General features: G+C 67.6%; 22 protein-coding genes and 2 pseudogenes. 14 read left to right on the forward strand and 10 right to left on the reverse strand.

Annotated features, from left to right (window positions below; genetic code table 11):
- Positions 1-238 precede the first annotated feature (238 nt).
- From WT24_RS03640 to WT24_RS03655, 4 genes and pseudogenes are all read right to left on the reverse strand, one after another.
- Positions 239-703, reverse strand: a pseudogene (locus WT24_RS03640) (GNAT family N-acetyltransferase).
- A gap of 146 nt (positions 704-849) precedes the next feature.
- On the reverse strand, positions 850-1,221 hold the full coding sequence (locus WT24_RS03645; RefSeq protein ID WP_060031323.1) for a nuclear transport factor 2 family protein: 372 nt from the start codon (positions 1,219-1,221) through the stop codon (positions 850-852).
- 54 nt (positions 1,222-1,275) lie between these two features.
- Positions 1,276-1,875 carry a hypothetical protein gene (locus WT24_RS03650; protein WP_060031326.1) on the reverse strand — a complete coding sequence of 200 codons (600 nt, stop codon included), beginning with the start codon at positions 1,873-1,875 and terminating at the stop codon, positions 1,276-1,278.
- Between the two features lie 235 nt (positions 1,876-2,110).
- Positions 2,111-3,115: an AraC family transcriptional regulator gene (locus WT24_RS03655; RefSeq protein WP_060031330.1), complete on the reverse strand. Its 1,005-nt coding sequence runs from the start codon at positions 3,113-3,115 to the stop codon at positions 2,111-2,113.
- Between the two features lie 143 nt (positions 3,116-3,258).
- On the opposite strand from WT24_RS03655, the gene WT24_RS03660 reads away from it, so the two are divergent.
- The 3 genes from WT24_RS03660 to WT24_RS03670 are packed head-to-tail and all read left to right on the forward strand — an operon-like array spanning position 3,259 to position 6,916.
- Positions 3,259-4,926: an acyl-CoA synthetase gene (locus WT24_RS03660; protein ID WP_060031333.1), complete on the forward strand. Its 1,668-nt coding sequence runs from the start codon at positions 3,259-3,261 to the stop codon at positions 4,924-4,926.
- A 13-nt stretch (positions 4,927-4,939) separates the two neighbouring features.
- A complete protein-coding gene (locus WT24_RS03665) occupies positions 4,940-5,707 on the forward strand; it encodes a 3-hydroxyacyl-CoA dehydrogenase (RefSeq protein ID WP_060031335.1) in 768 nt (255 codons plus the stop codon).
- 18 nt (positions 5,708-5,725) lie between these two features.
- On the forward strand, positions 5,726-6,916 hold the full coding sequence (locus WT24_RS03670; RefSeq protein WP_059500114.1) for an acetyl-CoA C-acetyltransferase: 1,191 nt from the start codon (positions 5,726-5,728) through the stop codon (positions 6,914-6,916).
- A gap of 108 nt (positions 6,917-7,024) precedes the next feature.
- Here the strand turns inward: WT24_RS03670 and WT24_RS03675 are convergent, their stop codons facing one another.
- On the reverse strand, positions 7,025-7,717 hold the full coding sequence (locus WT24_RS03675; RefSeq protein WP_059500113.1) for a TetR/AcrR family transcriptional regulator: 693 nt from the start codon (positions 7,715-7,717) through the stop codon (positions 7,025-7,027).
- A gap of 320 nt (positions 7,718-8,037) precedes the next feature.
- On the opposite strand from WT24_RS03675, the gene WT24_RS03680 reads away from it, so the two are divergent.
- The 8 genes from WT24_RS03680 (at position 8,038) to WT24_RS03715 (ending at position 18,572) form a co-directional block, all read left to right on the forward strand.
- Positions 8,038-9,318: a Zn-dependent hydrolase gene (locus WT24_RS03680; RefSeq protein ID WP_060031339.1), complete on the forward strand. Its 1,281-nt coding sequence runs from the start codon at positions 8,038-8,040 to the stop codon at positions 9,316-9,318.
- Between the two features lie 127 nt (positions 9,319-9,445).
- On the forward strand, positions 9,446-10,783 hold the full coding sequence (locus tag WT24_RS03685; protein ID WP_060031342.1) for an NAD(P)-dependent oxidoreductase: 1,338 nt from the start codon (positions 9,446-9,448) through the stop codon (positions 10,781-10,783).
- 52 nt (positions 10,784-10,835) lie between these two features.
- Entirely contained in the window at positions 10,836-12,152 is a 1,317-nt protein-coding gene (gene preA / locus WT24_RS03690) for an NAD-dependent dihydropyrimidine dehydrogenase subunit PreA (RefSeq protein ID WP_060031345.1), read from the forward strand.
- A gap of 100 nt (positions 12,153-12,252) precedes the next feature.
- Complete coding sequence (locus WT24_RS03695; protein ID WP_059500110.1) at positions 12,253-13,761, forward strand: NCS1 family nucleobase:cation symporter-1; 1,509 nt, start codon at positions 12,253-12,255, stop codon at positions 13,759-13,761.
- A 65-nt stretch (positions 13,762-13,826) separates the two neighbouring features.
- The gene (gene hydA, locus WT24_RS03700) at positions 13,827-15,284 is read left to right on the forward strand and encodes a dihydropyrimidinase (protein ID WP_059791180.1); all 1,458 of its coding nucleotides are present in this window, start codon (positions 13,827-13,829) and stop codon (positions 15,282-15,284) included.
- A gap of 248 nt (positions 15,285-15,532) precedes the next feature.
- Positions 15,533-16,807: a NupC/NupG family nucleoside CNT transporter gene (locus WT24_RS03705; protein ID WP_059500108.1), complete on the forward strand. Its 1,275-nt coding sequence runs from the start codon at positions 15,533-15,535 to the stop codon at positions 16,805-16,807.
- Positions 16,808-16,846: 39 nt separating this feature from the next.
- Positions 16,847-18,163, forward strand: a complete 1,317-nt coding sequence (gene deoA, locus WT24_RS03710; protein WP_059500107.1) for a thymidine phosphorylase — start codon at positions 16,847-16,849, stop codon at positions 18,161-18,163.
- 19 nt (positions 18,164-18,182) lie between these two features.
- Entirely contained in the window at positions 18,183-18,572 is a 390-nt protein-coding gene (locus tag WT24_RS03715; RefSeq protein WP_060031348.1) for a cytidine deaminase, read from the forward strand.
- A 21-nt stretch (positions 18,573-18,593) separates the two neighbouring features.
- On the opposite strand, the gene WT24_RS03720 is transcribed toward WT24_RS03715, so the two are convergent.
- The 4 genes from WT24_RS03720 to msrB all read right to left on the reverse strand — a co-directional run bounded on the left by WT24_RS03720 (position 18,594) and on the right by msrB (position 23,201).
- Positions 18,594-19,709, reverse strand: a complete 1,116-nt coding sequence (locus tag WT24_RS03720; protein WP_059500120.1) for an aromatic ring-hydroxylating dioxygenase subunit alpha — start codon at positions 19,707-19,709, stop codon at positions 18,594-18,596.
- 250 nt (positions 19,710-19,959) lie between these two features.
- Complete coding sequence (gene msrA, locus WT24_RS03725; RefSeq protein ID WP_059791187.1) at positions 19,960-20,703, reverse strand: peptide-methionine (S)-S-oxide reductase MsrA; 744 nt, start codon at positions 20,701-20,703, stop codon at positions 19,960-19,962.
- Positions 20,704-20,775: 72 nt separating this feature from the next.
- Positions 20,776-22,635, reverse strand: a complete 1,860-nt coding sequence (locus WT24_RS03730) for a cytochrome c biogenesis protein DipZ (protein ID WP_060031351.1) — start codon at positions 22,633-22,635, stop codon at positions 20,776-20,778.
- Between the two features lie 35 nt (positions 22,636-22,670).
- The gene (gene msrB, locus WT24_RS03735) at positions 22,671-23,201 is read right to left on the reverse strand and encodes a peptide-methionine (R)-S-oxide reductase MsrB (RefSeq protein ID WP_034209418.1); all 531 of its coding nucleotides are present in this window, start codon (positions 23,199-23,201) and stop codon (positions 22,671-22,673) included.
- Between the two features lie 365 nt (positions 23,202-23,566).
- Here msrB and WT24_RS35715 point away from each other — a divergent pair.
- Both WT24_RS35715 and WT24_RS35720 read left to right on the forward strand, forming a co-directional pair.
- Positions 23,567-23,704, forward strand: a pseudogene (locus WT24_RS35715) (hypothetical protein); the annotation flags it as partial.
- A gap of 46 nt (positions 23,705-23,750) precedes the next feature.
- Entirely contained in the window at positions 23,751-23,915 is a 165-nt protein-coding gene (locus tag WT24_RS35720; protein ID WP_373557222.1) for a hypothetical protein, read from the forward strand.
- A gap of 17 nt (positions 23,916-23,932) precedes the next feature.
- Here the strand turns inward: WT24_RS35720 and WT24_RS03740 are convergent, their stop codons facing one another.
- The gene (locus WT24_RS03740) at positions 23,933-25,129 is read right to left on the reverse strand and encodes an MFS transporter (protein WP_060031354.1); all 1,197 of its coding nucleotides are present in this window, start codon (positions 25,127-25,129) and stop codon (positions 23,933-23,935) included.
- A 95-nt stretch (positions 25,130-25,224) separates the two neighbouring features.
- Here WT24_RS03740 and WT24_RS03745 point away from each other — a divergent pair, with 95 nt between their 5' ends.
- Positions 25,225-26,118 carry a LysR substrate-binding domain-containing protein gene (locus WT24_RS03745; protein ID WP_059500101.1) on the forward strand — a complete coding sequence of 298 codons (894 nt, stop codon included), beginning with the start codon at positions 25,225-25,227 and terminating at the stop codon, positions 26,116-26,118.
- Positions 26,119-26,142: the final 24 nt, after the last annotated feature.

Below are 26,142 nucleotides of genomic sequence, written 5' to 3' on the forward strand. Positions count from 1 at the left end.
GACCGTGAAACGACTCTACGCCGATGATAGTGCGGATTCCCGTGTGAAAGTAGGTAATCGTCAGGCTCCCTAAGCCAGAAACCCCCGCCCGATCAGGCGGGGGTTTTTGCATTGGCCCGGCAGAAATGCACTTGGTCCGGCGAAGCGCTATACAGCACGAGCCTGGAGCGTAGAAAACGTCGTCATGCCGCTAGGCCGACCGACCGAATTCCGATATTTCTCCGCCGCATCCCCCTCGTCAGACCGTGATCCGCAAGATCGGAAAAAATCTGCCCGGAATGGCGCTCGATTCCTGTTCGCCAATCTTTTCAGCTCCCAGCGCCAGATAGAACGGCGCAGCATTGGGATCCGCTTCGATCACGAAGCTTTAGATTCCTCTCGCAGCGGCTTCGGCCCGAACTGATTCCCACAGCGCACGGGCGACGCCCTGGCCCATGTGATCGGGATGAACGAATAACCATCCGGGCGTCGGTCCATCCGAATCCAATGATGCTCGGACCCAGAACCCGATGATCGACTCGCCCGATTCCGCGACGTAACCGATCGCTCCTTCGATCGTCTCCGGCGAAATCGTAAGATCGTTTTGCCACAAGTCGAGCCATTCCTTCGGATAGCCCCAATGCGCCTTCGAAAGACGCGCCAATTGCGTGAGTTCGTCCGCGTCCGCGGCACGCGCAGGACGCACGGTAAATAGCTCGTTCATTTCGACTCTCGTCATGGCCGATACCACCATGGTCGGCGATTTCATCAGTGCATCATCCGGATCGCGGCGTCTCACCGCTCGATCGACAGCCGGGCCGCTCGCAGCAGCATTGCTTGCCGCGGCTCATCCGCACACGCTCGGCGCAGCTACATGACCTGCGATGCATGCCCTGCGATGACGCGCCAGTTGGTGCCCGATCGACGCCACAGGCGCGTATAGGCAAAGGTGCCGGCGAATGCCGTGCCATCGAAATGACCGGCGAGGGTCGCGCGTGTCGTGGTCAGGATCATCCCGTCGATCGCGCATGCGCGCATTTCGTGAACATCGAGTGTGTCGAGACGCAGAAGCTTCGCGCGATGCGCGGCCAGATCGTCCTCTTTCGAGATGACCTGGCCGGTCGGGACTGTAAACACCAGATCGTCGTCGAGCAGCGCGTCGAGCACGTCGACATCGTTGGCCAGCATCGCGGCGCGCAGCGCGGTTTCGCTGGGTTCGATGACGGTACGGATTGCATCCATGTCAGGCCTCGCATCATTTCGGAAGGGAAGCGGTACGGCGACGACGAACGCAGCCTACCGCGCATTCGACAACGACTGACGTCGGATGAGCATCACCAGGCAGATGCCGATCGACGCGATGAGGTTGACGGCCGGATAGAACGCGACCGCGACACTCCACGTGCTCAGCGCCAGCAACGCCAGCGCGTACTTGAGTACGCACAGCGCGAAATAGGCGAGGCTCTCGCTCCACGGATCGCGGATCGTCTTGCGCACGGTCGGGCCGAGGCCGGCAAGCTCGATCAGCGTAACCAGGCAGATCGACACAGTCGGATCGTCGGTCAGCATCCACAGCGGAATGGCCGATAGCGCCGCGCACAGGAACAACCAGTCGAGGCCCGTCCAGCCGCGCTCGCCGCGAAACAGGCTGGCGATCAGCGTCAGAAAGCATGTGACGGCAATCGCTGCCGTGCACCATGCGGACGGTCCCGCGCCCGCGACGAACTGGCCGGCGGCCGCGATCGCCGTGACGACCGACCACACGAGCCACGTGAACAGATGCGGGCGGACGGTGCACCGGTAGATCGCGAGCGCGTAAGGAATCGCAGCCAGCAACGACACGGCCGTTCCGATCGCGCCGAAGATCGAAGCGGCGCTCTCAGCGGTATTCACCATCGACGCAACCTCGTTCGGACAGGCCGACCAGTATGTGGTCTGACGGAACGGGGCGCAACGTCATGCCACGCTCCGTGGTGCGGTGAGCGCTACGCAGAATCCCACCGGAACGCAAGGGCGGCCACGTGCTGAAGACACTCGAGAACTGTCTCGGCGAGCAGACCTTGCACAAGGGGCTGGAGGCAGAGCCGGGCGTATCGACGGCACACGACGAGACGCTCGCGTCCATCGGCATTCACGACTCCGCTTCCGCCGCATGCACGTCGCGCCGATAGGCGCCGGGGCTCGTGCCCGTCCATTTCCGGAACGCGCGATGAAACGCGCTCGGCTCGGTGAAGCCGAGCTCGGCCGCGATCTCCGCGACGCTCAGCGTGTGCCCGCGCAGCAGCGACTGTGCGAGCGCGCCGCGCAACTCGTCCTTGATCGCCGCGAAGCTTTGCCCTTCGCTGCGCAAACGCCGTCGCAGCGTCGCCGGTGTCGTGTCGAGGTACACGGCCAGCGAGTCGAAGTCGGGCCATTCGGCGGCCGGCCGCGCCTTCAGGTGCGCGCGCGTCTTCGCGACCCAGCCCGTGTCGTGCCGGTAGCGCACGAGCAGATTGCCGGGCGCGCCGCGCAGGAAGGTCTTCAGCGCCTGCTCCGAGCGGATCGTCGGCAGCGCGAGGTAGGCGGCATTGAACGCGAGCCGGCTGTCGGGCCGATCGAAATGCACGGGCACGCCGAAGAACTGGTGATAGTCGCTGCGCTGGCCGGGGCTCGGGCACGCGAAATCGATGCGCTGAAGCGGGATGCGCCGGCCGATCAGCCAGCACGCGACGCCGAGCAGGATCAGCCAGAACGTCCGGTACGCAAACGCCGGGTACGGCGCGCCCGATTGCGCCAGCACGATCTGCGCCTGCCCGTCCGCCACGACGAGTTCGCCGTGCGGCTCGTCGAGCACGACCCGCAGGAACTGCAGCGCGCGCCGCAGCGCCTTGTCGAGCGTGCCGGCATGCAGCACTGCATGGCACAGCAGCGTGAAACTGCCGCGCCGCATCGGGCGCGCGGCGAGCCCGAAGAATTCGTCATCGAGCGCGCCGGCAATCGCCAGCCACAGCCGGCCGTACTGTTGCGGCGTGACGGGCTCGCGCACGGCGGCCGGCAGCCCGGCGGCGCGAAGCACGGGCGCGGTCGGCAGACCATGCCGGCGCAGGCACGCGAGTGCATCGTCGACGAAATCCGGCGAAATCATCTGCGGCCCCATTTTCCCGCGTCCTCCCGACATGGCAAAAGCGATCACGATTCTAGATTCCGTTTGTCATTGATTGCAATGTAGCGGCTGTCTACTATCGATGTATCCCCGTCGCGCCTTGGCTCGACGGCGGCCATAACGAACAGGAGACGCGCATGCCCGAAGGAGCTACCGCCCGGCCGGTGCCGGCCTATGCCGACGCCGTGGCCCGGTTCAGTATCGAGACCGCCGCCGCGCAACTGAACGGCGATCTGGAGCGCGGCCTGAACGCGTGTGTCGAATGCTGCGACCGCCACGCGAAGGCGGACGCGATCGCGCTCGACTGGATCGACGTCGCCGGGCAGCACCACCGCTTCACGTTCGCGCAGATGCAGGCGTTGTCGGCCCGGGTCGCGAACCTGCTCGTCGCCCAGGGCGTGAAGCCGGGCGACGTGGTGGCCGGCCTGCTGCCGCGCACGCCGGAGCTTGTCGCGACGATCCTCGGCACGTGGCGCGCGGGCGCCGTGTACCAGCCGCTGTTCACGGCGTTCGGCCCGAAGGCGATCGAGCATCGGCTGCGCATGAGCGGTGCGCGGCTCGTCGTGACCAACGTCGCGAATCGCATGAAGCTCGACGAAATCGCCGATTGCCCGTCGGTGGCGACGGTGTGCGAAGCGAGCGACACGCTGCCGGACGGCGACATCGATTTCCGGGCGGCGCTCGATGTGCAGCCTGATAGATTCGAGCCTGTGCTGCGCAAGGGGTCGGACCTGTTCATGATGATGTCGACGTCGGGCACGACAGGTCTGCCGAAGGGCGTGCCGGTGCCGCTGTATGCGTTGCTCGCGTTCGGCGCGTACATGCGCGAAGCGGTCGACCTGCGCGCCGCCGACCGGTTCTGGAATATCGCCGATCCGGGCTGGGCGTACGGCCTCTATTACGCGATCACGGGCCCGTTGCTGCTCGGTCATGCAACGACGCTTTACGAGGGCGGCTTCACGGTCGAGAGCACGTACGACGTGATCGAACGGCTCGGCATCACGAGCCTCGCGGGTTCGCCTACCGCGTACCGGATGCTGATGGCGGCCGGGACGGAAGCGGCCGCGCGCGTGAAGGGACAACTACGGGTGGTGAGCAGCGCGGGAGAACCGCTGAATCCGGAAGTCGTGCGCTGGTTCCACGCGGCGCTCGGCGCGCCGATCCACGATCACTACGGCCAGACCGAACTCGGCATGGTCGTGAACAACCATCACGGCCTCACGCATGTCGTGCACGTCGGTTCGGCCGGCCTCGCGCTGCCCGGCTATCGTGTCGCGGTGCTCGACGAAGCCGGCCGCGAGCTCGGCCCCGGCGAGCCGGGCACCCTCGCGATCGACATCGCGCGCTCGCCGCTGCTGTGGTTCTCCGGCTACTGGCAGCAGGACACGCCGGCGATCTCCGGCGGCTACTACCGGACCGGCGACAACGTCGAGCTGGAGCCGGACGGCACCGTGAGCTTCATCGGGCGCTCGGACGACGTGATCACGTCGTCGGGTTACCGGATCGGCCCGTTCGACGTGGAAAGCGCGCTGATCGAGCATCCGGCGGTCAGCGAGGCTGCCGTGATCGGCGTACCCGACCCTGAGCGCACTGAAATCGTGAAGGCGTTCGTCGTCCTGTCGAAAGGGTTCGACGGCACGCCGGAACTGGCCGAGGAATTGAGTCTGCACGTGAAGCGGCGGCTGTCCGCTCACGCTTATCCGCGCGCGATCGACTTCGTCGACGCGCTGCCGAAAACCCCGAGCGGCAAGATCCAGCGCTTCGTGTTGCGCAAGATGGAAGCCGAGAAGGCCGCTCAACCCTGATTATGGACTGCGAATGAATATCAAGGATCGCGTTTTTCTGATTACGGGCGCAGGTTCCGGCCTCGGCGCCGCGGTGGCGCACATGGTCGTCGCGCAAGGCGGCAAGGCCGTGCTGCTGGATGTCAACGAAGAAGCGGGCGCGAGCCTCGCGAACGAACTCGGCGAGGCCGCGCGGTTCGTGAAGACCGACGTGACGAGCGAAGCCGACGGTCAGGCGGCGGTCGCCACCGCGCGCGACGCGTTCGGCCGTGTCGACGTGCTCGTCAATTGCGCGGGCGTCGCGCCGGGCGAGAAGGTCGTGGGCCGCGACGGCCCGCATTCGCTCGACCGCTTCGTGCGCGCGGTGTCGATCAACCTGGTCGGCACGTTCAACATGATCCGGCTGGCGGCCGAAGCGATGTCGAAGCAGGACGCCGACGCGGAAGGCGAGCGCGGCGTGATCGTCAATACGGCATCGGTCGCGGCGTTCGACGGGCAGATCGGACAGGCCGCGTATGCGGCGTCGAAGAGCGGCGTGGTGGGCATGACGCTGCCGATCGCACGCGAGCTCGCGCGCTTCGGCATTCGCGTCGTGACGGTCGCGCCCGGCATCTTCGCGACGCCGATGATGGCCGGCATGCCGCAGGATGTGCAGGACGCGCTCGGCAAGAGCGTGCCGTTCCCGCCGCGGCTCGGCCGCCCGGAAGAATTTGCGGCGCTGGTGCGCCACATCGTCGAGAACACGATGCTGAACGGCGAAGTCATCCGTCTCGATGGCGCGTTGCGGATGGCACCGCGCTGACACTGGAGGAAGCGAATCATGACGACTCAGGATCCGATCGTAATCGTGGGCGCGGCGCGCACGCCGATGGGTGGTTTTCAGGGCGACCTGGCGGCAGCCAGCGCGAGCGATCTCGGCGCGGTAGCGATTCGTGCCGCGCTCGAGCGCGCGAACGTGCCGGCCGAACGCATCGACGAAATCGTGTTCGGCTGCGTGCTGCCGGCCGGCCAGGGCCAGGCGCCCGCGCGACAGGCCGCGCTGAAGGCCGGACTGCCGCTCGCGGCGGGCGCGACCACGGTCAACAAGATGTGCGGTTCGGGGATGAAGGCGGCGATGTTCGCGCACGACCTGCTGCTGGCGGGGTCGGCGGGCGTCGTCGTGGCGGGCGGGATGGAGAGCATGACGAATGCGCCTTACCTGCTGCCGAAGGCGCGCGCGGGCATGCGCATGGGGCATGGGCAAGTGCTGGACCACATGTTCCTCGACGGGCTCGAGGACGCCTATGAAAAGGGCCGCCTGATGGGCACGTTCGCCGAGGATTGCGCGCAGGCCTACCAGTTCACGCGCGAAGCGCAGGACGCGTTCGCGATTGCATCGCTCACGCGCGCACAGCGCGCGATCGCGGAAGGGCACTTCGTGTCGGAAATCGCGCCGGTGACCGTGAAGGCCGGCAAGACGGAAAGCGTCGTGTCGATCGACGAGCAGCCGGGCAAGGCGAAACTCGACAAGATTCCGACGCTGAAGCCGGCGTTTCGCGACGGCGGCACGGTGACGGCCGCGAACGCGTCGTCGATCTCGGACGGCGCGGCCGCGCTCGTGATGATGCGCCGCTCGGAAGCCGAGCGCCTCGGCCTCACGCCGAAGGCCGTGATCGTCGGGCATTCGACTTATGCGGACAAGCCCGGCCTGTTCGCGACCGCGCCGATCGGCGCGCTGCGCAAGCTGTCGGAGAAAACCGGCTGGAACCTGCGCGACGTCGACCTGTTCGAGATCAACGAAGCGTTCGCGGTGGTGCCGATGGCCGCGATGCGCGACCTCGACCTACCGCACGAGAAGGTCAACGTACACGGCGGCGCGTGCGCGCTCGGGCATCCTATCGGCGCATCCGGTGCGCGCGTGATGGTGACGCTGCTGGCCGCGCTCGAAACCTATGGCCTGAAGCGCGGTATCGCATCGCTGTGCATCGGCGGCGGCGAAGCGACGGCCGTCGCGATCGAGCGCATCGCGTAACGCATCGTTCGCACGCAAGCCAGCGCCGACACGGGCGGCGCGCATCGCACGGAACATCCCCGTGTGGTGCGCGCCGCCCGTTTTTATTCGACGGATCGTCGTGTCGCGTTACGACTTCGCATGCGGCGACACCGCGCCGCACGCGCGAATCACGAGTTGCACGACCTGCTCGGTCTTTTCGTCGAACGCCTTCTTCGTGAACGCGCGTTTGCCGCTCAGCGCGCGAATCTGCGCATCGAAATCCGCATAGTGCTGCGTGGTCGCCCAGATCAGGTACATCAGCGCATGCGGGTCGATCGGCGCGAGCAGGCCGCGCGCGATCCAGCCTTCGATCACCTTGATGCGCGTGTCGAACCACGGCTTCACGCGTTGCGACAGGATGTCCTGCATGTGCTCCGCGCCGTGGATGATCTCGTTGGCCCAGACCTTCGACCCGAGCGGGCGCCGCTGCGACAGCGCCATTTTCGCGCGCACGTAGCCGCCGATCGCCTCCACCGGATCGTCGCCGGCCTCGAACGAGCCGGCCGCGCGATGCCAGTCCTCGAACAGATCGTCGAGCACGCGGCGGTACAGCGCGAGCTTGGTCGGGAAGTAGTAGTGCACATTCGCCTTCGGCAGGCCGGCGCGCTCCGCGATCATCGCGGTGCTGGCGCCGGCGAGCCCGCGTTCCGCGAATACGGCTTCCGCGCACGCGAGCAGATGCGCTTCGTTGGACTCGCGAATGTGCGCCTTGCGTCGCCGCAAAGGCGCCGGCGTTTCGTCCCGGTCGGTGGCTGCGATTGTCGCCTCGTCATGTCTCATCGTTACCCTCGCGCGGCGGGCATGCCGCGTTGGGCTTCATTCTAGCCGCTGATTCGCGTCGCGCACACGCGCGGAGATGCCACCGCTCCACGACGATGCTGCGTTGCGATGGCACGTTTCTCGCTCAGGTGCGTCGCGCAAGAAAGACGTTGCGCTGGTCATTTTGATCGTCTAAAACCTGTCCAATCGGACAGGATTTAACGCGTTTCGCGAACCGGCGGAGCATGCACCGCATCCGGGCGGCGTGCCCCGAAACAGGCCTCGCGTGCACCGGCACGGACCGGGCCGACGATATCACCGACCCCACAGGAGCGATACGAATGAACGCAGTATCGGAAACAGTGAAGCGGGCAGCTTTCGACACGTCGATCAAGGTCGACGGCAAGCGGTTGTGGGAGAGCCTGATGGAGGTCGCGAAAATCGGCGCGACACCGAAAGGCGGCGTGTGCCGACTCGCGCTGACCGATCTCGACAAGGCCGGCCGTGACCTGATCGTCGGTTGGGCGAAGGCCGCCGGCTGCACGGTGACGGTCGATACGATGGGCAACGTGTTCATGCGCCGCGTGGGCCGCGTGGCCGACGCGGCGCCGGTCGTCACGGGCTCGCACGCGGATTCGCAGCCGACCGGCGGGCGCTTCGACGGCATCTACGGCGTGCTCGGCGGCCTCGAGGTGATTCGCAGTCTCAACGATCACGGCATCGAGACCGAGCATCCGGTCGAGGTCGTGATCTGGACCAACGAGGAGGGCTCGCGCTTCGCGCCCGCGATGGTCGCGTCGGGCGTGTTCGCGGGCGTGTTTCCGCTCGAATACGGGCTGTCTCGCAAGGACGTCGACGGCAAGACGATCGGCGAGGAACTGGCGCGCATCGGCTACGCAGGCGACGTGCCGTGCGGCGGGCGCAAGCTGCATGCGGCATTCGAGCTGCATATCGAGCAGGGCCCGATTCTCGAAGCGGAATGCAAGACGATCGGCGTCGTGACCGACGCGCAGGGGCAGCGGTGGTACGAGATCACGTTCACCGGCCAGGAAGCGCACGCGGGGCCGACGCCGATGCCGCGCCGCCGCGACGCGTTGCTCGGCGCGTCGCGCGTGGTCGATCTCGTCAACCGGATCGGCCTCGATCATGCGCCGTTCGGTTGCGCGACGGTCGGCATGATGCAGGTCCACCCGAACTCGCGCAACGTGATTCCCGGCCGCGTGTTCTTCACCGTCGATTTCCGTCATCCGGACGACGCGGTGCTCGCGAAGATGGATGCGGCGCTGCGCGACGGCGTCGCGCGCATCGCGGCGGACATCGGGCTCGACACCGAACTCGAGCAGATTTTCTATTACAAGCCGGTTGCGTTCGATCCCGCATGCGTCGCGGCCGTGCGCGATGCGGCCAATCGCTTCGGCTACTCGCATCGCGACATCGTGTCGGGTGCGGGCCACGACGCGTGCTATCTGGCGCAGGTCGCGCCGACGTCGATGGTGTTCGTGCCCTGCGTCGACGGCATCAGCCACAACGAGATCGAGGACGCGACACCCGCATGGATCGAGGCCGGCGCGAACGTGCTGCTGCACGCGATGCTCTCGCGCGCGTGCGAGCCGGCTTCATGACGGACGGACCGTAGCAGCCGCGAGGCTGCCTGTCGGTTGAAATTCGCAGACCTAAGCATGACCGCCCCGACTGTGCATTCGCAGCCGGCGGGGACGGCTTTGTCTCCACTTAGTCGAAGGAACGCGTATGACCACCAAGCCAACCGGCGATATCGCCGCGCATCGCCTGTCGTCCACGCAACTCTCGTGCGAGTTCGCCGATATCGCGCCGCTGCTCGATCCGACTGCCGCAGCGGCCGCCGCGAGCCGCTGCCATTACTGCTACGACGCGCCGTGCGTGAACGCGTGCCCGACGCAGATCGACATCCCGAGCTTCATCCGCAAGATCGGCAACGGCAACCTGAAAGGCGCGGCGATGGACATCCTGTCCGCGAATCCACTCGGCGGGATGTGCGCACGTGTGTGCCCGACGGAGATCCTGTGCGAAGGTGCATGCGTGCGCAACCATCAGGATGCGCAGCCGGTCGCGATCGGCGCGCTGCAGCGGCACGCGACCGACTGGGCGATGCAGACCGGCGCGGTGCAGTTCCGGCGCGCGCCCGAGACGGGCCGCCAAGTGGCGGTGGTCGGCGCGGGGCCGGCCGGGCTCGCGTGCGCGCACCGGCTCGCACTCGCCGGGCACCGCGTCACGCTGCTCGACGCGCGCCCGAAGGCCGGGGGCCTCAACGAATACGGGATCGCCGCATACAAGACCGTCGACGATTTCGCGCAACGCGAAGTCGAGTGGCTGCTGTCGGTGGGCGGCATCACGCTGGAAACGGGCGTGGCGCTCGGACGCGACGTGACGCTCGACGCGCTGCGCGAGCAGCACGACGCGGTATTCCTCGCGATGGGGCTCGGCGGCGTGCGTGCGCTCGCGATCGACGGCGAGCAACTGCGCGGCGTGATGAATGCGGTCGATTTCATCGAGCGGGTGCGGCAGGCCGACGTGCTCGCGAACGTGCCGGTCGGGCGGCGCGTGGTCGTAATCGGCGGCGGCAATACGGCGATCGATGCGGCGGTGCAGAGCCGCAAGCTCGGCGCCGAGCGCGTGACGATGGTGTACCGGCGCGGCGTGGACGCGATGAGCGCGACGTGGGCCGAGCGCGAGTTCGCGCAGAAGAGCGGCGTCACGCTCGTCACGCACGCGAAGCCGGTGCGCATGGCGGGCACGAACGGGCAGGTGACCGGTGTCGAATTCGAGGCCACATCGGGCGAGCGCTTCACCGTCGACGCGGACATGGTACTGAAGGCGATTGGCCAGACGCTCGTGCCGGACGGTATCGCGGCCATGTTGCTGACCGCGGACGGCACGCGTATCGCGGTGGATGCGGACGGGCGCACGGCACTGCCGGACGTGTGGGCGGGCGGCGACTGCGCGGCGACCGACGGCGTCGATCTCACGGTACAGGCCGTGCAGGACGGCAAGCGCGCGGCCGCGTCGATCGACGCGGCACTCGCCGCGCGCGCCGCGAAGGCGGCCTGAACGCGGCACACCGCCGGCACACCGAACACGATCCCTTCTCACGGAGCCGAACATGGCCGATCTTCGCTGCACCATCGCAGGCATCACCTCGCCGAACCCCTTCTGGCTGGCGTCCGCGCCGCCCACCGACAAGGCCTACAACGTCAATCGCGCCTTCGAGGCGGGCTGGGGCGGTGTCGTCTGGAAGACGCTCGGGCTCGATCCGCACGTCGTCAACGTCAGTTCGCGCTATGGCGCGGTGCAGTGGAACGGCCAGCGCATCGCGGGGCTGAACAACATCGAGTTGATCACCGACCGTCCGCTCGACGTGAACCTGAGAGAAATCGCGCAGGTGAAGCGCGACTGGCCGGACCGTGCGTTGATCGTGTCGCTGATGGTGCCGTGCAACGAGCGCGACTGGAAATGGATCCTGCCGCTCGTCGAGGATACCGGCGCCGATGCGGTCGAACTGAACTTCGGCTGCCCGCACGGGATGAGCGAGCGCGGGATGGGCGCGGCGGTCGGGCAGGTGCCCGAATACGTCGAGATGGTCACGCGCTGGGTGAAGGAAGGCACGAAGCTGCCATGCCTCGTGAAACTCACGCCGAACATCAGCGACATCCGCATGGGGTCGCGCGCCGCGTACAAGGGCGGCGCGGACGGCGTGTCGCTGATCAACACGATCAACTCGATCGTCGCGGTCGATCTCGACCAGATGGCGCCGGTGCCGACCGTCGACGGCAAGGGCACGCACGGCGGCTATTGCGGCCCGGCGGTCAAGCCGATCGCGCTGAACATGGTCGCGGAGATCGCACGCGATCCGGAAACGCCGAACCTGCCGATCTCGGGCATCGGCGGCATCTCGTCATGGCGCGACGCGGCCGAGTTCATGGTGCTCGGCGCCGGCAGCGTGCAGGTGTGCACCGCCGCGATGCATTACGGCTTCCGGATCGTGTCGGATCTCGCCGACGGGTTGTCGAACTGGATGGACGAGAAGGGCTACGCGACGCTCGACGACATCCGCGGCCGCGCGGTGCCGAACGTGACCGACTGGAAATACCTGAACCTGAAGTACGACATCAAGGCGCGCATCGACCAGGACCGCTGCATCCAGTGCGGGCTGTGCCATATCGCGTGCGAGGACACGTCGCATCAGGCGATCACGGCGACGAAGGACGGCGTGCGGCATTTCGAAGTGGTCGATTCGGAGTGCGTCGGGTGCAATCTTTGCATGCATGTGTGTCCGGTCGAGCAATGCATCACGATGGAGCGCGTCGATTCGGGCGACTACGCGAACTGGACCACGCATCCGAACAATCCGGCGAGCGCGGATGCCGGTGCGAGCGGCGGCCCGGCGGCCGCGCCCGAGAAGCACGCGAAGGCGGCCTGACCGGTGTCCGGTGGCGCGGAAGGTGCCGCGCCGCCGCTTTTCGTTTCCCCGGGCCGGCATCGCACGATGCCGGCGCCGACGTTTTCGTGGAGTGCGATCGATGAAATCCGCAGCGAATCCCGCCGATCCCGACAGCGCCGTGGCGCACGGCGGCAGCCTGTACAACGACGACCTCGCGCCGACGACGCCGGCGCAGCGCACGTGGAAGTGGTACCACTTCGCGGCGCTGTGGGTCGGGATGGTGATGAACATCGCGTCGTACATGCTCGCGGCCGGGCTGATCCAGGAGGGCATGTCGCCGTGGCAGGCGGTGACGACGGTGCTGCTCGGCAACCTGATCGTGCTCGTGCCGATGCTGCTGATCGGCCATGCGGGCGCGAAGCACGGAATTCCGTACGCGGTGCTCGTGCGCGCGTCGTTCGGCACGCAGGGCGCAAAGCTGCCGGCGCTGTTGCGCGCGATCGTCGCCTGCGGCTGGTACGGCATCCAGACCTGGCTCGGCGGCAGCGCGATCTACACGCTGCTGAACATCCTGACCGGCAATGCGCTGCACGGCGCGGCGCTGCCGCTCGTCGGCATCTCGTTCGGGCAACTCGCGTGCTTCCTCGTGTTCTGGGCGCTGCAGCTGTACTTCATCCTGCACGGCACCGATTCGATCCGCTGGCTCGAAAGCTGGTCCGCGCCGATCAAGGTCGTGATGTGCGTGGCGCTCGTGTGGTGGGCGACGTCGAAGGCGGGCGGGTTCGGTTCGATGCTGTCGGCGCCGTCGCAGTTCGCGGCGGGCGGCAAGAAGGCCGGGCTGTTCTGGGCGACCTTCTGGCCGGGCTTGACCGCGATGGTCGGCTTCTGGGCGACGCTCGCGCTGAACATCCCCGATTTCACGCGCTTCGCGCGTTCGCAGCGCGACCAGATGATCGGGCAGTCGATCGGGTTGCCGCTGCCGATGGCGCTGCTGTCGGTGGTGTCGGTCGTCGTGACGTCGGCGACCGTCGTGATCTACGGCAACGCGATCTGGGATCCGATCGACCTGACGAGCCGGATGACCGGCATCGGTGTCGGCATCGCGCTCGTGATCCTCACGCTCGACACGATGTGCTGCAACCTCGCCGCGAATCTCGTCGGTCCTGCATACGATTTTTCGAGCTTGTGGCCGAAGGCGATCTCGTACCGCGCGGGCGGGATGATTACCGCGACGATCGCGATCGTGATGATGCCGTGGAAGATCCTCGCGACGACGGACGGCTATATCTTCACCTGGCTCGTCGGCTATTCGGCGCTGCTCGGGCCGGTCGCGGGCATCCTGATGGTCGACTATTTCCTGATTCGCGGCACGCAGCTCGATACGCGTGCATTGTTCGACGAGGGCGGCGACTTCAGCTACGCGCGCGGCTGGAACCCGGCCGCGCTGGTCGCGCTCGCGGTCGGCGTGCTGCCGAACCTGCCGGGCTTCCTGCATACGGCGTTTCCGGCGTCGTTCCCGAACGTGCCGGCGTTTTTCAACACGCTTTACACGTATGCGTGGTTCGTCGGCCTCGTGCTGGCGTCCGGCGTGTACGGCACCTGGATGAAGCGGCGCGCCGGACAGCGCGCGCAGATCGCGAGCGCATGACGCGCGAGCCGGCGGCGGCTCGCGCGCGGCATGCGGCACCCGACAGTCAACGAGGAGGCAACGAAATGGCAATCCTGATTCGTGGCGGCACCGTGGTCGATGCGGACCGTTCCTATCGTGCGGACGTACTCTGCGCGGACCCGCAGGACGGCGGCACGATCCTGCAGATTGCAGAGCGGATCGACGCGCCGGCCGGCGCGACCGTCGTCGACGCGCACGACCAGTACGTGATGCCGGGCGGCATCGATCCGCATACGCACATGGAACTGCCGTTCATGGGCACGACCGCGAGCGACGATTTCTACTCGGGCACCGCTGCCGGGCTGTCGGGCGGCACGACGAGCATCATCGACTTCGTGATTCCGAGCCCGAAGCAGCCGCTGATGGATGCATTCCGCGAATGGCGCGGCTGGGCCGAGAAATCGGCGTCCGACTACGGCTTTCACGTCGCCGTGACGTGGTGGGACGACAGCGTGCACCGCGACATGGGCACGCTCGTGCGCGAGCACGGCGTGTCGAGCTTCAAGCATTTCATGGCGTACAAGAACGCGATCATGGCCGACGACGAGATTCTCGTGAACAGCTTCACGCGTTCGCTCGAACTCGGTGCGCTGCCGACCGTGCATGCGGAGAACGGCGAACTCGTGTTCCAACTGCAAAAGGCGCTGCTCGCGCGCGGCATGACGGGCCCGGAGGCGCATCCGTTGTCGCGGCCGCCGGAGGTGGAGGGCGAAGCCGCGAACCGTGCGATCCGTATCGCGCAGGTGCTCGGCGTGCCCGTGTATATCGTGCACGTGTCGGCGAAGGATGCAGTGGATGTGATCACGCGCGCGCGCAGCGAAGGGCTGCGCGTGTTCGGCGAAGTGTTGCCGGGCCACCTCGTGATCGACGAGGCCGTCTATCGCGATCCGGACTGGACGCGCGCGGCGGCCCACGTGATGAGCCCGCCGTTTCGCTCGGCGGAGCATCGCGAGGCGCTGTGGCGCGGGCTGCAGTCGGGGCAGCTGCATACGACGGCGACCGACCACTGCGTATTCTGCGCGTCGCAGAAGGCGATGGGCCGCAACGATTTCACGAAGATCCCGAACGGCTGCGGCGGCGTCGAGGATCGCATGTCGGTGCTGTGGCATCACGGCGTGAATCATGGCCGAATCACGCCGAACGAGTTCGTGCGGATCACGTCGACGAACGCCGCACAGATCTTCAACCTGTATCCGCGCAAGGGCGCCGTGCAGGTCGGCGCCGATGCCGACCTCGTCGTGTGGGACCCGGCCGCGACGAAGACGATCTCGGTGAAGACGCATCACCAGCAGGTCGACTTCAACGTGTTCGAGGGGATGACCGTGCAGGGCGTCGCGACGCACACGCTCACCCGAGGTGCGCTCGCGTGGGCCGACGGCGAATTGCGCGCGGTGCGCGGCGCGGGCCGCTACCTGAAGCGCCCGCCGGCGGCAGGCTACTACGAGGCGGCGCGGATCGCGAACCGTCTGCGCGAACCGCATCCGGTCGAGCGCGCGGGTTGAACGGCGCATGCCGTGCGGGGCGTATCCGTTCGGACGGCACGCCCCGCGTGTGTTCCGGATGGGTAGGTAGAACAACTGATCAAGCGGCCGGAGCGCGAAAAGAGAAACGATCGATGCCATTGATCGCGGCGATTTTGGCGACGTTGCCGGCGCGCATATCGAACGAGTAACATCCACCAACCCGATCACGCGGGTCGCGGGCACGGGCCGCCCGCCGGACAGTTCAAATAGTGAGAAAGGAGCACAAGGTGGATATTCTGCGCAGTCTCCTCGGTATGCTGTTTCTGTTGCTGGTCGCGTATCTGCTGTCGAACAACCGCCGCGCGGTCAGCGCGCGAACCATGATCGCCGCGTTGCTCACGCAGTTCGCGATCGGTGCGCTGGTGCTGTTCGTGCCGTCGGGGCGCGCGGCGCTGGCCGCGGCCGCGAACGGCGTCAATCGCGTGCTCGACATGGGCAATCACGGCATCGCGTTCGTGTTCGGCGGGCTGGTGGACGCACGGATGTTCCAGTTGTTCGGCGACGGCGGGTTCGTGTTCGGCCTGCGCGTGCTGCCGATGATCATCTTCGTCACCGCGCTGATCTCGGTGCTGTACTACATCGGCGTGATGAAGTGGATCGTCGCGATCCTCGGCGCGGGGCTTGCGAAGATACTCGGCGTGAGCCGCATCGAGGCGTGCTCGGCCGTCGCGACGATCTTCCTCGGGCAGAGCGAGATGCCCGCGCTCGTGAAGCCGTTCGTGCGCAACATGACGAGCGCCGAGATCTTCACGGTGATGGCGAGCGGCATGGCGTCGGTCGCGGGCTCGGTGCTGGTCGGCTACGCCGGCCTCGGCGTGAAGATGGAGTACCTGCTCGCCGCATCGTTCATGGCGGTGCCGGGCGGGCTGCTGTTCGGCAAGCTGCTGTTTCCGACCGTCGAGCCGAGCCGCGTGGTGGTCGATGGGCTCGATTTCGACGACAAGCGGGCCGCCAACGTGATCGAGGCGGCCGCATCCGGCGCATCGGTCGGCCTGCGGATCGCGATCAACGTCGGCGCGATGCTGATCGCGTTCGTCGGGCTCATCGCGCTGATGAACCTGATCGTCGGCGGCGCGGCCGCGTTCGCGGGCTTTCCGCAGGTCACGCTGGTCGGCATCATCGGCCATCTGTTCGCGCCGCTCGCGTGGATCATCGGCGTGCCATGGCACGATGCGGCGCTGGCCGGCAACTTCATCGGCGAGAAGCTGATCTTCAACGAATTCGTTGCGTACGGCGACCTGTCGCCGTACCTGAAGGGCGGTGCGCACGCGGCGGCGGCCGGCCTCCAGGTGCTCGACGCGAAGACGCTCGCGATCGTGTCGTTCGCGCTGTGCGGCTTCGCGAACTTCTCGTCGATCGCGATTCTCGCGGGTGGCTTCAGCGCGGTCGCGCCCGAGCGCCGCTCGGACGTCGCGCGGCTCGGCTTGCGCGCGCTGACGGCCGCGACGCTGTCGAACCTGATGAGCGCGGCGATTGCCGGCCTGTTTTTCTCGCTGCATTGACCCGTGCAGCAGACTCCGATCGATCGAAGCGAGGCAACGATGTTTCTACCGCAGGAATTCATTCGCAGGAAGCGCGACGGGCAGCCGCTCGATCGCGACGGCATGGCCGCGTTCGTGCGCGGCGTGACCGACGGCAGCGTGACCGAAGGCCAGGTGGCCGCGTTCGCGATGGCCGTGTATTTCAACGACCTGAGCACGGACGAACGCGTCGCGCTGACGCTCGCGCAGCGCGATTCGGGCGACGTGCTCGACTGGCGTGCGCTCGATCTCGGCGGGCCGGTGATCGACAAGCATTCGACGGGTGGCGTCGGCGACGTCGTGTCGCTGATGCTCGGGCCGATGGTGGCCGCGTGCGGCGGCTACGTGCCGATGATCTCCGGGCGCGGGCTCGGCCATACCGGCGGTACGCTCGACAAGCTCAGCGCGATTCCCGGTTACGACGTGATGCCCGATACGGACGCGTTTCGCCGCACGGTGCGCGAGGTCGGCGTCGCGATCATCGGGCAGACCGCGCGGCTCGCGCCGGCCGACAAGCGCATCTATGCGATCCGCGACGTGACGGCGACCGTCGAATCGGTCGCGATGATCACCGCGTCGATCCTGTCGAAGAAACTCGCGGCAGGGCTCGACGGGCTCGTGATGGACGTCAAGGTCGGCTCCGGCGCGTTCATGCCGACCGCGGAGAAATCGGCGGAACTGGCGCGCAGCATCGTCGACGTCGGCAACGGCGCCGGCATGAAGACGACCGCGATTCTCACCGACATGAACCAGTCGCTCGCGCCGTGCGCAGGCAACGCGCTCGAGGTGGCGTGCGCGATCGACTACCTGACGGGCAAGTCGCGCCCCGCGCGCTTGCACGACGTGACGATGGCGCTGTCGGCCGAACTGCTCGTCACCGGCGGGCTGGCGCGCGATGCCGCTCACGCGCGCGAGCAGCTCCAGCACGCGCTCGATTCGGGCGCGGCGGCCGAGCGTTTCGCGCGCATGGTCGTCGCGCTCGGCGGCCCCGCCGACCTGATCGACGCGCCGGCGCGGCATCTGGCTCGGGCCGCGGTGATCGTGCCGGTTCCGGCGCCCGCGGGCGGCGTGGTGCAGCGCGTCGATTGCCGCGCGCTCGGGCTCGCGGTGGTCGCGCTCGGCGGCGGCCGCACGCGTGCGGAGGACGCGATCGACGTCAGCGTCGGCCTGTCGGCGCTCGCGGAGATCGGGCAGCGTATCGGGGCCGGCGAGCCGCTCGGCTTCGTGCATGCCCGCGACGAAGCAGCCGCGGCCCACGCGGCGGATGCGATTCGCCGCAGCTACGTGCTCGGCGAGACCGGCGAAGCGCCGCCGACCCTTTACCGGCAGATCGGCTGACCCTGCCTCGGAGACCTCGATGGAACGAGACGAACTGATCGAACAGGCGAAGGCGGCGCGCGAGCGCGCGTATGCGCCGTATTCGCGCTTCCAGGTCGGCGCGGCGCTGCAGGCGCGCGACGGGACGGTTTTCCACGGCTGCAACGTCGAGAACGCGTCGTACGGACTGTGCAATTGCGCGGAACGCACGGCGCTGTTCGCGGCGATTGCCGCCGGTTATCGGCCGGGCGATTTCGCGCGGCTCGCGGTCGTCGGCGACACGGACGGACCGATCGCGCCGTGCGGCGCATGTCGTCAGGTGATCATCGAGATCGGCAAGCCCGATATCGAAGTGATTCTCGCCAACCTGAAAGGGGCCGTCGAGATCACGACGGCCCGCGAGTTGCTGCCGGGCGCGTTCACGCTGTAACGGCGCGCCGCATGCGTCGCGTCACGCGCCGTCGCGCGCGTCGCGGATCGGGATCACGGTGCGTGCGCCGCACTGGCGCAGCAGGTCGCGCAGCTCGTTGATGACCGGAAACACCTCGTGGTTCCAGTCGGCGCCCTGGCGATCGTGCGCTTCCTGTTCGCGCTCGACGATCCAGCGATCCTCGCGGAAGATGCGCTCGGTGAACCACACGAGCAGCGGCCATGCGAGATCGAGTGCGAACGGGATGCCGGGCTTGTGGATCGACAGCAGCCCGAACGTGCGGTTGGTGCGCTGCTCGGCGTCGAGCGGCACGTAGACGATCCACAGATCCATCACGAGCGTGCCTTCGCTCGAGCGAATCTGCAGCGTCTGGTACGGATAGCCGGTGCGCACCGTCATCACGCTCTTGTTGGCCTGGTCGCCTGGCTTCTTGCTCGAACCGAACACGAGCGCCTCGCCGACCGGCTGCTTGCCTTCCATCCGTGCGAACGTGTAGTCGACCTCGACCCAGTCGTCGCCGCGGCGGCGGCCCACCGAGCGCGCGCGCATCTGCCCCATCTGCTTGCGATGCAGGAACTGATGGTTCATGTCCATCAGGTTCTCGTGCATGAACGAGTAGTGGCACTTGACCTCGCGGCCGAAGCGGCGCGTCTTGTACGCGCGGTTGTCCGCGGATTCGAGCGCGGGGAACGGTCGTGCTTCGGCGAGCGTGGCGTCGCCCGGGAACACGAAGATCAGCCCGTGCGCTTCGCGGCACGGATACGCGCGCACGCCGTTGGGCAAGCGCTCGCGGCCGAGGTAGGGTACGTCGACGCAGCGGCCGCTGTCGCACGCGTAGGTCCAGCCGTGGTAGCAGCAGCGCAGCGTCTCGCCGCTCACCACGCCCGCATGCAGCGGCACCTGGCGGTGCGCGCAACGATCTTCGAGCGCATACACGGCGCCCGATTCGGTGCGCACGAGCACGATCGGGTCGCCGGCGAAGCGCACGCCGAGCGTCTTGCCGCGCTTGAGCTCGCGCGACCACGCGAGCGGATACCAGTGATCCGGATGAATGGGCACGCGGCGCAGGTCGCGCACGACCGCGCCGGTGGACGGTTCTTCGAGGGTATTGCTGTCAGGCAAAGGCACTGCGCGCATGCGTGACGCCTCCTGGCTTGGCGGGTAGTCCGGACGCCGCATCATGCGGCGAGGATCAGGAGAAGTCTACGCGAAGTTGCCGGCCGCGGCGGACGCGATGCGGGTTTGCCCCGGCATCGCGTCCGCCGATTCGTTGATGCGGCGCAAAGAGGCCGCCGCCGGTGCGTGGCGTGGCGGCCCGCCGCGGCGGTGCGGCGGGCGGCATCCCGTCACGCAGCCGGGCGGGGGTCGCGAGCGGCTCACAAGCGGCTCACAAGCGCGCTTCGCGCCACAGCACCGCGTCGGCACGGTATAGCGCCGGGAAGCGCTGCTTCAGCCCGGCGACCTTCGGCAGGTCGTTGAACGCGATATACGGCGCATCCGGATGCAGTTCGAGGTAGTTCTGATGATAGGCCTCGGCCGGATAGAACCCCTTGTAGGCCTCGATGCGCGTGACCACGGGCGCCGGAAACACGTGCGCGGCGCCGAGCTGCGCGATGTACGCGGTCGCGACCGCGCGTTGCTGCGCGGTGGTCGGGAAGATCGCGGACCGGTACTGCGAGCCTTCGTCGGGGCCTTGCCGGTTCAGTTCGGTCGGATCGTGCGCGACGGAGAAGAACACCTGCAGCAGCCGGCCGTACGTGATCTGGGTCGGGTCGTAGACGATGCGCACCGATTCCGCGTGCCCCGTCAGCCCCGAGCCGACCAGCGCGTAGTGCGCGGTTTCGGACGCGCCGCCCGCGTAGCCTGCGGTGACCTGCTTCACGCCCTTCACGTGCTCGAACACGCCCTGGACACCCCAGAAGCAGCCGCCGGCGAGCACGGCCGTCTCGTCGTGCGACGCGCCGGGCGTTTCGTCGAGCGTCGGCGCGGGCACGGTGCGCATCGGCTCGGCGGAATTGACGATGCGCTGGTAGCCGAACACGGCGGCCGCCGCGACGGCGATGGCGCCGATGCGGCGCAGCATGGCCGCGCGCCGCTGTGCGGCGGCATCGCGGATAGGGATCGGGTTCATCCTTTGCTCCTTCGAAATGCGTCGGGAAATGTGTCGAGAAAAGCGGCGCCCGGATGGCGGCGGCACCCGTGATCAGCCGAAAGTGAATGCATAGGCATCGACACCCGGATCGAGGAACTCGATCGAGAACGTGCGATCGGCGATCGCGCCGGGCTGCCGGACGAGCTGGTACAGGCGCTGACCGGTGACGGTGCCGTAGCCCTGCGCGTCGACGTCGGCGCCATGCGCGGCGCCGGGCGCCGCGCCGTCGAGCGTCACGCGAAAGCGCACGGGCCGGCCGTTCGTGCCGGGGCCGAGCACGAGATGCAGATCGCGTGCATGGAAGCGGTAGACGATCCGGCCATCCGGCGCGGCGAGCGACGCGCGTTCGGCGCCGACGTTCCACGTGCCCGCGAGGCCCCAGCCGTTGAGGTCCGGTCGGGCCGGCACGTCGTAGCGGTGCGCCGCGTCGCGTACGACGCCGCCCGGCGACGCGAAGCTTTCCGCGCGCGCATAGCCGACGTAGGTTTCGGGCGAACGGACGTCCGCGCTGTCGGCGGCCGCGAGCGCACCCTTCGCGGGCGCGCCGGCGAGTCCGAGCGGCACGTTCAGCGCGTCCGGATGGCCGGCTTCGGCGAGCAGCGACTGGATCGCGCGTTCCGATTGCGCGTATTCGCCTTCGCCGAAGTGGTGATGACGGATCCGCCCTTGCGCATCGATGAAGTAGTGCGCGGGCCAGTATTCGTTGTTGAACGCGCGCCAGATCGAATAGCCGTTGTCGATCGCGACCGGGTAGTCGATGCCGAGGTCGTGCACCGCCTTCTTCACGTTGCCGATGTCGCGTTCGAACGCGAACTCCGGCGCGTGCACGCCGATCACGACGAGCCCGTACGGCGCGTACTTGCGCGCCCACGCGGTCGTGTACGGCAGCGTGCGCAGGCAGTTGATGCACGAATACGTCCAGAAGTCGACCAGCACGACCTTGCCGCGCAGCCCGGCCGCCGTCAGCGGCGGCGAGTTCAGCCACTGCACTGCGCCGTCGAGCGACGGCAGCGTGCCTTCGACCGGCAGCGCGGCCGCGGGGGCGCCGGCCGCACGCATCATCGCACCGTCGGTCATCGCACTGCCGTCTGCCTGCGCGCCGTCAGTCGCGGCGGCCATCATCGCGCCGCTCGTTGCGCCGTCGGCGGTGCCGGTCGAGGCCGTTGTTGCCGGTACAGCGTTCGAGCGTCCGCCGAGGCGGTCGACGAGCTTCGTTTCGAGCCCGCCCGTGGTGACTGTCGACAGTTGCGCGAGGGCGCCCGTGTCGAGGCCGAGCGCGATCGCGCCGACACCGGCCAGGAGCGCCGCGCCGATCCCGCGCCGGATCCATTCGCCGGCGCCGAGCGAGCGCTTCATCGCGGCGAACACCTTGCCGCCGATCACGAGCGCGACGCCGAGCGACGTCGCCGCGCCGGCCGCATACGCGACGAGCAGCAGCGTCGTGCCGACGCTTGCGCCGCGCAGCGCGGCGCCGGTCAGCACGAGGCCGAGGATCGGGCCCGCGCACGGCGCCCACAGCAGGCCCGTCGCGACGCCGAGCAGCAGCGATGACGCCGGGCCGGCCGGGCGGCCGTCGCGTTGCGCGAACCCGGTGAGCCGGTTGCCGGCGGCGACGAGCGGGCGCGTCAGGTGTTCCGCGAAGCGCGGCATCAGCAGCGTCAGGCCGAACACCGCGAGCAGCACGATCGCGATCCAGCGGCCGGCCTGGTTGGCCTGCGCGACCCAGCCGCCGCCTACGGCGGCGAGCGTCGCGACGACGGCGAACGTGAGCGCCATGCCGGCGAGCAGCGGCAGGCCGGTGCGCACGAACGGCTGGTCGGCGCGCGCGAACACGAACGGCAGCACGGGCAGGATGCACGGGCTCAGGATCGTGAGCACACCGCCGAGATAGGCAAGGACGATGAGCAGCATGGTGCGTTCTCCGGTCGGACGGGAGTGGGGCCGGGTCAGGCGGCGGCCGGGTGGAAGGCGAGCGCGACGCCGTTCATGCAGTAGCGCAGGCCGGTCGGCGCCGGGCCGTCGTCGAACACGTGGCCGAGATGGCCGCCGCAGCGGCGGCAGTGCACTTCGGTGCGGACCATCCCGAACGACGCGTCGGTGTCGGTGCCGACCGCATGGTCGAGCGGTTTCCAGAAGCTCGGCCAACCCGTATGACTGTCGAACTTGGTGGCCGACGAGAACAGCGCGAGGTCGCAGCCGGCGCACGCGAACGTGCCGTGCCGGTGCTCGTCGTTCAGCGGGCTGCTGAACGGCCGTTCGGTGCCGGCTTCGCGCAGGACCGTGTATTGAGCGGGCGTGAGCCGGCGATGCCATTCGGCGTCGCTGTGGGTGATCTCGAAAGGAGCGGCTTTGGGTGAGCCGGCCGGCGGCGCGGCGAACGCGCGGCCGACCAGCGCGCGGCGGCCGGCGGACGACAGCGCCGCGAGCGCGGCGAGGCCGGTGGCGCCGGCGAACAGCAGGTGTCTGCGGGTGGGCATGATGGGCTCCTGGAAGCAGGTCCTGAAAACATGCGCCCATCGTAGGCGGCGGCCGGTGTCGAAGTCCTCACGGAAAGTTAAATGAATCGTGATGATTTACCCGGCGTTTCGGTCAGGGCAGCTGAAATCCGTTCGAGCCACGTCTGGAAAGGGTTTGCGGGGAATTGATGGCCCGGCGACTTTCACGGAAATCCTGCGCGAACCGCAATTTTTTAGCGTCTTTTTAATGTTCGCGGTGGGGGTAAGCCCTGCTCAGGATACGCGGGCCGATCGGGCACGATATCGATGGAGGACGATCATGGGTGCATTGACGGTTCGGCAAATCGAAGCCGCGAAGGCGACCGGAAAGCGGTATTTCCTGTCGGATGGGCGGTGGGCCGGCGGCCGAGACGGCACGCACGCCGCGTTGCGTGGTCGGTGCCGGGGCCTGTCCGCCCGAGGACTGCGGTGGTCCCGCCGGTTACGCGGAGCTGGGACGCACGCTGGCCGGCCGGATGACCGACGAAAAGCGCGACCTGCATCTATCTGTTCGTCGATGTTTCGGAAAAGCTGGGCCGCCATTACCGCGGGCAGCGGATCCGCGATGTCGACCATCTCGCCGAGTTGCTGCTGACGGAAGCGCACGTCGCGGTCGTTCCGGGCGCTGGCTGTGGCGATCCCAACTGCATCCGGATCTCTTATGCAACGTTTCCATCCTTTTCTCTCCGGTTCTAGGTGTGATTTGAAGCGAACTACCGAGTCAGCCGCACTTCAGATGAGCGCGGTCTGCTTGCGCTGGCGGGAGGCATCCCGCGCCAGAAGAAAAACACGAGTGCGCCTGCGAGCGCCTGTGCACCGACGACGAATGCGACGCAGCCCACCCAGCCCCAGCGATTCCATGCGGGAACGGGCAGGACCGAGCCGAGGCTTCCGCCAAAGTAGTAGAAGGACAGGTAAATGCCGATCGCCGTCGATCGTGCACTCCGTGCCGCTCGCGAGATGAACGCATTGGCCGACGCCTGCTCGACGAACACCGCGGTGGAACTGAGCGCGAGACCGGTCAGGATCGCGCTGACACTGCTCGACAGCGTCAGCAGTGCACCGACGATCGCGAGCCCGGTCGCCGCGAGGGCGAGATCGCGCGGGCCGCGTTGAGCCGCGACGCGGCCCGCGAGCGGCGTGACGACGACCGCGACGAGAAATACCGCATAGATCGCGCCGATCTCGACCGTATTGAAGCCAAATGGCGCGTTGGCCAGTCGCAGTCCGACGAAGGTGAACGTCGCGACCTGCGATGCGAGCACGCATGCTCCGACCAGAAACGACGCGAGCAGCGGGCCACGCGTCAAGAGCGTCCAGCGAGACGTCGACGCACCTTCGTTGTCCGGACGCGCGGCGCCGGGTGCCGGCAGGCACGCGTGGATCGCGAGGCCCGTTGCGAGACACAGGAACGCGACGAAATCGAGCGCGTGACGCCAGCCGAACGCGGACGTCAGGGTATTGGTCACGAAGCGTCCGGCGAATCCGCCGAGCGTCGTGCCGGCGACGAAGAGCGCACTGACTTCCGTCGCCGCGTCGTGACTGAAGATCTCGCCGATGCAGGCGATCGAGATCGCGAAGATGAACGGCATCAGCATGCCCGCGGCAAAGCGGGCAGCGAGGAACGATGAAAAGCTCGTCGCGTGCGCGGACCAGAGAACGGGGAGCGCACATGCCACGGCGGCGCACGAAATGACCGTTCGGCGATCGAAGCGGGCGGCCAGAGCACCGACGAACGGAGCGATAATGGCAACCGCCAAGGTGGTGGCGCTGATGCCCTGACCCGCCTGTTCGGCGCTCACGTGGAATGCCGCAGCGAGTTCGTGCAGGATGCCCTGGGTCGAATAAAGATTGAGAAAAGCCGCAAATCCGCACAGGAAAAATGCGAATCGAATGGTTCTGTTGCCCACTGGTGACGCCCTATCTGGTTTGTGTGACAGTCTGACGAGTGGGCGACACGCGCGCCAATACTGTTTTCGTGGCCATTGATACCGAAAAGACAAGAATGCTCGACCTACGCCGCCTCCGCTATTTCGTGACCGTCGCCGACGAATTGCACTTCGGACGCGCGGCGTTGCGTTTGCGTGTCGCCCAGCCGCCTTTGACGCGCCATATCGCCGCGCTTGAAACTGATCTGGGTATCCGGCTGTTCGAACGATCGACACGCGCGGTCCAGCTCACGCCGGCAGGCGCGCTGTTTCTCGAACACGCAAGGAGCGTCATTCATGCAGTCGACGAGGCGGAGGCAACGGCGCGCAAGATGGCGCAAGGGATGGTCGGTCGCGTCGTGATCGGTTATGCGAGTTCCATTCCGATGTCCGACGCGTTTTCGGACATCATCCGCAAGGTGAGCCGAAGCATGCCGGAAGTCGAGTTGGCGTTTCGGGAAGTATCGACCGCGAGTCAACGCCAGCAGATCGCCGTCGGCACGATGGACGTCGGATTCGGCTGGTCGGCGGCAAAGACGTCCGGGGAGCGTATCCGGTCCCTCGTCCTATCGCGGGAGCCGCTCGTCGCCGCGGTCCCCGCGCAGAGTCGATACGCGGGTAAGGCGACGATCGCGTTCCGTGAACTCGTCAAGGAGAATTTCGTCACGTTCCCGGCGGGTTACGGTTCCGCGCTGAATGCGGCGCTCGAGGATCTGTGCGCCCAGGAGGGCGTTGCGCCGCAGATAGGGCCTACCGCATCGCAGATGACGACGCTGGTGTCGCTGGTGGCAGCGGAGCGCGGCGTCGCCATCGTGCCCGGCTTCACGTCGACGCTACAACGCTCGGGCGTCGCCTACGTGCCGCTGGCGACGCCGCATGTTCTCGAGTTGGTCGTCACATGGTCCGAACCGTTTTCGTCGACCTGCGTCGGGCAGTTCATCGAGTTCGCGAGGTCGGCCGCGGCCGGCTAGGCGCGGCTGGCTAGGCGCGGCCGG

It is taken from the genome of Burkholderia sp. MSMB1078WGS (assembly GCF_001528895.1).
GTDB lineage: Bacteria > Pseudomonadota > Gammaproteobacteria > Burkholderiales > Burkholderiaceae > Burkholderia.